At 73.1% G+C, this 5,895-nt stretch carries 6 protein-coding genes; 3 read left to right on the top strand and 3 right to left on the bottom strand.

Going from position 1 to position 5,895, the window contains the following annotated elements; all coding sequences use genetic code 11:
- The first annotated feature begins 180 nt into the window (after nucleotides 1-180).
- A complete protein-coding gene (gene cobA, locus AB0G02_RS21940; RefSeq protein ID WP_360797296.1) occupies nucleotides 181-1,398 on the top strand; it encodes a uroporphyrinogen-III C-methyltransferase in 1,218 nt (405 codons plus the stop codon).
- Here cobA and AB0G02_RS21945 read toward each other — a convergent pair.
- Nucleotides 1,343-2,284, bottom strand: a complete 942-nt coding sequence (locus AB0G02_RS21945; protein ID WP_360797297.1) for a hypothetical protein — start codon at nucleotides 2,282-2,284, stop codon at nucleotides 1,343-1,345. The two genes, cobA and AB0G02_RS21945, sit on opposite strands and share 56 nt — an antisense overlap.
- A 162-nt stretch (nucleotides 2,285-2,446) precedes the next feature.
- Between AB0G02_RS21945 and AB0G02_RS21950 the strand changes: the two genes are divergently transcribed.
- Nucleotides 2,447-3,088, top strand: a complete 642-nt coding sequence (locus tag AB0G02_RS21950) for an SDR family oxidoreductase (protein WP_360797299.1) — start codon at nucleotides 2,447-2,449, stop codon at nucleotides 3,086-3,088.
- A gap of 24 nt (nucleotides 3,089-3,112) precedes the next feature.
- On the opposite strand, the gene AB0G02_RS21955 is transcribed toward AB0G02_RS21950, so the two are convergent.
- Nucleotides 3,113-3,562, bottom strand: a complete 450-nt coding sequence (locus AB0G02_RS21955) for a helix-turn-helix domain-containing protein (protein WP_360797301.1) — start codon at nucleotides 3,560-3,562, stop codon at nucleotides 3,113-3,115.
- Nucleotides 3,563-3,644: 82 nt separating this feature from the next.
- Here AB0G02_RS21955 and AB0G02_RS21960 point away from each other — a divergent pair, with 82 nt between their 5' ends.
- Nucleotides 3,645-4,652: a 4Fe-4S binding protein gene (locus AB0G02_RS21960; RefSeq protein WP_360797302.1), complete on the top strand. Its 1,008-nt coding sequence runs from the start codon at nucleotides 3,645-3,647 to the stop codon at nucleotides 4,650-4,652.
- A gap of 7 nt (nucleotides 4,653-4,659) precedes the next feature.
- Here AB0G02_RS21960 and AB0G02_RS21965 read toward each other — a convergent pair whose 3' ends face one another.
- A complete protein-coding gene (locus AB0G02_RS21965) occupies nucleotides 4,660-5,499 on the bottom strand; it encodes a fused MFS/spermidine synthase (RefSeq protein ID WP_360797304.1) in 840 nt (279 codons plus the stop codon).
- Between the last annotated feature and the right edge of the window lie 396 nt (nucleotides 5,500-5,895).

Genomic DNA, 5,895 nt, shown 5'->3' on the forward strand with positions numbered 1-5,895 from the left:
CCCCAACACCCCCCCCCACCCCCCCCCGCTCGTGACCGGCGTCCCCCCGCCCCCCCCCCGGGGCCCACCCCGGGCGGGGGCCCCCCGCACCGCCGTGGCCCCGGGCCGACTGCCACGGGGTTCCCGTGATGTGAAGCACCCCGGTTGGACAGGACATGTCTGGTGTGGATGCTTCTACCCATGCACGGTGAACAGCACTACCTCGTGGGCTTGGACCTGACCGGTCGGCGGGTCGTCGTCGTGGGCGGCGGCACGGTGGCGCAGCGCAGGTTGCCCAGGCTGGTCGCGGCGGGCGCGAGGGTCGAGGTGATCTCGCCCGAGGTGACCCCGGCGGTCCAGGGGATCGTCGACGGCGGCGAGGCGACGTGGCACGCCCGCGAGTACGCCGACGGCGACCTCGACGGCGCCTGGTACGTGCTGGCCTGCACGTCCTCGCCCGAGGTGAACGCCCGGATCACGGCGGACGCCGAGGAGCGCCGGGTGTTCTGCGTGCGCGCCGACGTCGCCGTGAAGGGCACGGCCGTGACGCCCGCCGTGGGGGAGCACGACGGCCTGCTGGTCGGTGTCCTCGCCGGTGGCGAGCACCGCCGGTCCGCCGGGGTGCGGGACGGGCTGCTGTCGGCGCTGCGCGACGGTTCCCTGGCCGACCACCACGACCAGCCGGCGGGGGTCGCGCTGGTCGGCGGCGGTCCGGGCGACCCCGACCTGATCACCGTGCGCGGGCGCAGGCTGCTGGCCAGGGCGGACGTGGTGGTGGCCGACCGGCTCGCGCCGCGCGAGCTGCTGGACGAGCTGCCGCCGCACGTCGAGGTGGTGGACGCGGCGAAGATCCCGTACGGCCGTGCGGCGACCCAGGACTTCATCAACACCACGCTGGTCGACCACGCCAAGGCCGGCCGGTTCGTGGTCCGCCTCAAGGGCGGTGACCCGTACGTGTTCGGCCGGGGCTTCGAGGAGCTGATCGCGTGCGCCGAGGCCGGCGTGCCGGTCACCGTCGTGCCCGGGGTGACCAGTGCGTTCGGCGTGCCGGCGCTGGCGGACGTGCCGGTGACGCACCGGGGCGTGGCGCACGAGGTGGTGGTCGTGTCCGGGCACGTCGCGCCGGACGACCCGAGGTCGCTGGTCGACTGGTCGGCGTTGGCGCGGTTGAGCGGCACGGTCGTGATCCTGATGGGGGTCGAGCGGGCGGCGGCGTTCGCGGACGCCCTGATGACGGGTCGTCCGGGCGACACCCCGGTGTCGGTGATCCAGGAGGGCAGCACCCGGACGCAGAAGGTCGTGCGGTCCACGCTCGCGTCCCTGGCCGCGGACATCACCGAGCAGGGCATCCGCCCGCCCGCGATCATCGTTGCGGGACCGGTTGCCGCACTGGCGGGCGAACTGCCGTTCCGCTCCTGAGCGCCCACCCCGCCCCGGCGGCGACGACCACGACGAGCCCCGCCAGCGCGGCCCACGTCGTGCCGCCGGGGCGGACCAGCGCCTCGCCGCGCAGCGCCTGCCAGACCAGCAGGGCGAACAGACCGGTGTAGCCGAGCGCGGCCACGGCCACCAGGCGGGTGCGGACGCGTTCGGCCAGTCCCAGCGCGGCGAGTCCGAGCGCGAGCAGGACCATCACCTGGAGCCCGTGCATGCCGAAGAAGTGCGGGACGCGCAGGTCGCCGCCGGTGGTGCTCCACCCGGTGAGCGGCATCCCCGGTCCGCCGTCGGGCACGCCGACGCTGTGCCCGGCGACCAGTTCGACCTCCCGGCCGCCCGCGTCCACGGCGGTAACCTCCTTGCGCTGGGCCACCATCAGGTAGCCGGAGGCCATGCCGAGGATCGCCAGGTACAGCCCGGTCCGCACGGCCCACCGCACGTCCGGCCCGCCGAAGCGCTGGAACGACAGCACCAGCGCCAGCACGACGTTGGCCAGGAACATCGCCGGGATGGCGGTGCCGAACGTGATCTGCACGAACTGGTTCAGCGGGTCGTCGGAGCTGTTGTAGTGGGTGAACATGCCGCGGCCGGCCTGGAGGGCGATCAGCCCGACCTCCACGAACATGATCGCCGCGATGAAGGTGGCGGCACCGGAGGTCCACCGCTTCCCCTTGTGCGGCACGGAGAGCAGCCACGACAGCGTGGCCGAGTAGATCGCCAAGGACACCGCGAACTTGAACGGCTTCGCCCACAGCGGAGCGCCCTGCAACACCCGCCCGTCGAGCAGCAGCGCCACCGCGCACCCCGCCGCGCCCACGGCCATCACCGCGGCCAACCACAGGGTCGGCCGGTGCCACGTCTTCGTCATGGGCACCAGCCTCGGCCGGCGCGGCGTCAAGATCACTGGTGCTGCCCCTGCACCGGGAGGTAGGGCAGGCCGGCCCCCGCCGATGCTTTCATGAGCTGAGCTAATGCAGTTCTTAGAAAGGATGCATTGGATTTATGCGTGCTGCTCCAGCACGGTGGAGTGGTGAGCGATTCAGTGCAGAACACCCGTGTGGTCGTCGTCGGAGGCTCCCACCTGGGCCGTCACCTGTCCGAGAGCTTCGCGGCGCTGGGCGCGGAGGTCATCACCGCCAGCCCCCGCCACGGCGAGCACCTCGACCTCTCCGACGAGGCCGGCGTCGAGCGGTTCGCCGCGAAGATCGGCGAGGTCGACCACCTGGTCTCCACCGCCGCCATGCCCGCCAACGGCCCGCTGGGCGACCTGGGCGCGGAGGGCATCCGCAGGGCGTTCGACGCGAAGGTCGTCGGTCCGCTGCTGCTGGCCAAGCACCTGCGGGTCACCCGGTCGATGACGTTCTTCTCCGGCTTCGCGGCGTGGCGGCCCCAGCGGCACCGCACCGTCATGGCGGCCACCAACGGCGCGGTGAAGTTCCTGGTGGAGGCCCTCGCGGTGGAGTTGGCGCCGGTCCGGGTCAACGCCGTCTCGCCCGGCATCGTCGACTCGGGCGTGTGGCCGCCGGAGTTCCTGGCCACCGCCGGCGACCGCGCCCTGACCGGCACCGTCGGTCGGCCCGACGACATCGCCCAGGCCGTCCTCTACGCCGTGACCAACCCGTTCGTCACCGGTGCCGTGCTGCACGTGGACGGCGGCGCGCGGTTCGCCTAGGGCGGCCCCGGTCCGCCGCGGTTCCTAGGACGCCGCACCCAGGCGCAGGCCCAGCTCGCGTGCCGGCTCCACCACGTGCCCGTGCTCGCACACCGGCACGAGCGAGACGCGCCCGCCGCACCCGACGTGCTCCGGCTCGACGGGCGGCGGGCCGTCCGCGAGGTGGCGGTCGCCCCACGCCATCAACGCCATGAGCACCGGCCACAGCTCGCGCCCCGACGGCGTCAGCGCGTACTCGTACCGCTGCCGGGAGCCGAACTCCCGGTACGGCACGCGTTCCAGCAGCCCGGCGTCCACCAGGGACGACAGTCGGCTGCTCAGCACGTTGCGCGCGACGCCGAGGTGCTCGCGCAGCTCCTCGAACCGGCGGACGCCGTTGGAGACGTCGCGGACGACCTGCAGCGACCACCGCTCACCGAGCAGCGCCAGGGCACGCGCGATCGAGCACCGGTCGTTGTCGATGACGACTCCCATGGCCACGACTGTACTCCAGGGTTGCCGATCGAGACCCAGCCGAGCTAGGTTTCGCTCAGGGACTCAGCCTGAGGGGACAGCCATGCGACTCGAAGACCACCCGACCGTGCGCCAGGTCCGGGACAACCCGAAGCCGACGCCCCCGTCACGGGTGAGCACGCGGTGGTTGCGGGAACTGGCCGAGCAGGCAGGGGCCGACGACGTCGGGGTCGTGCCGGTCGACCTGCCGGAGCTGGAGGTCGACCGGGAGCACGCGCGGACGGCGTTGCCGGGCGCGCGGACCTACGTCGCGTTCTGCGTGCGGATGAACCGGGACAACGTGCGCAGCCCGTTGCGCAGCATCGCCAACACCGAGTTCCACCAGACCCTGGACGACGCCGACGCGGTCGGGCACCGCCTGGCCAGGGCGCTCCAGGAGGCCGGCTACCGCGCCGTGCACCCCGCCGCCGCCTTCCCGCAGGAGATGGACGACTTCCCGGGTCGCGGGTGGGTCGTGTCGCACAAGCTGGTGGCGCAGGCGGCGGGGCTGGGGCGGATCGGCATCCACCGCAACCTGATCCACCCCCGGTTCGGCAACTTCGTCCTGCTCGGCACCGTGGTGGTGGACTTCGAGGTCGACGAGCACTCGTCACCGACGGACTTCAACCCGTGCCGGGAGTGCAAGCTGTGCGTGGCGGCGTGCCCGGTCGGCGCGATCTCGAAGGACGGCGCGTTCAACTTCCTGGACTGCTACACGCACAACTACCGCGAGTTCATGAGCGGGTTCACCGACTGGGTGGAGAACGTCGCGGACAGCGCGGACCGCGAGGACTACCGGCGGCGGGTGTCGGCGTCGGAGTCGGCGTCGATGTGGCAGAGCCTGGCGTTCCGGCCGAACTACAAGGCCGCGTACTGCATGGCCGCGTGCCCGGCGGGGGAGGACGTCATCGGCCCGTTCCTGACCGACCGCAAGGCGTTCCTGGCGGACGTGGTGAAGCCGTTGCAGGACAAGGAGGAACCGGTCTACGTCGTCCCGGGCTCACCGGGCGAGGCCCACGTCCGCAAGCGCTTCCCCCACAAGACCGTCCGCGAGGTGTCGAACGGCCTGTGACCCGTGGTCACCCCGCCCAGCGGGGCACCGGGGTGACGTCGTCCGCCGGATCGTCGGCGGTCAGCGGTGCCGCCACGCCGCGGAAGGCCGCCAGTTGAGCGGCCGTGAGGCAGGCCACGCGGTTGCCGGTGGACTCGGCCCACGCGGTGAGGGCCCGGTGCGGCAGCTCGCGGTCGGAGGCGGCCAGGACCGCGTTGCCCTCCCGCTTGCCCAGCAGCAGGCCCGGTTCGGCGAGGAGCACGACGTGCCGGAACACCTCCGCGAGGGACGCCACGGCGCGCAGCGGCAGGGTCATGTCCGCCGCGGACCACGTGTTCCCCAGGTAGAGGCCGCCGGGGCGCAGGACCCTGGCCACCTCGCGCAGGAACTCGACGGCGGCCAGGTGGACCGCCACCGCCCCCGCCCGGAAGACGTCGAGGACCACCGCGTCGGCGGTCGCGTCGGGGGTGCGCCGGATCCCTTCCTCGCCGTCCTCGACGTGCACCCGGAGGTTCCCGACCGAGTCCAGGTCGAGGTGCGAGCGCACGAGGTCGACCAGCGGGCCGTCCAACTCGTAGACCGTCTGCGGCGATCCCGGGCGGGTCGCCGCGAGGTACCGGGGGATCGTGAAACCGCCGCCGCCGACCTGGAGGGCCGACACCGGCTCGCCGGCGGGCCAGTGCAGGTCCAGCACGCGGGCGATCCACGCGGTGTACGGCAGGTGGAGGCGCGTCGGGTCGCTCAGGTCCACATAGGACTGCAACGCCCCGTCGACCGTGAGCACCAGGCTGTTCGCGCGGTACGGAGCCGCCGCCAACCGCGCCGTGCCGAACCGCACCTGCCGCTCCACGGCCTTGAAGCCCTCCACCTCGCCACCCTAACCGCGCCCAGGCGGGTGTGCTCCGCCGCTCCGCCGCGCACGACGCACCGCGACCGCGGACGGATTCGGGGCGTTCCGGCGGAGGACTCCCTGCGGGTGCGGCGGTCGCCGCGGTGTTCCAGCGGAGATCCACCCTCGGCACCGTCGGCGCGGGCGTTCCGGCAGAAGCCGTCCGGCGGGTCACGTGCGCGCGTTCCGGTGGGGCAGGCGGGTGGTCGAGCCGGGACTTGCCCGGAACGACAAAGCAGGAGTCCCCCGCCAAGGGGACCCCTGCTTTTACCTTGCCACAGGGGTCTGACAATTCCTGGTCGTCAGACCCCGCGAACCACGATCTGTGGACTAGTGCTGCGCCACCCGACGCGGGCGGCCGGCGCCGGCGCCGGC

Origin of the sequence: Actinosynnema sp. NPDC023658, from assembly GCF_040639995.1 — a bacterium.
Classification (GTDB): Bacteria; Actinomycetota; Actinomycetes; order Mycobacteriales; family Pseudonocardiaceae; genus Actinosynnema.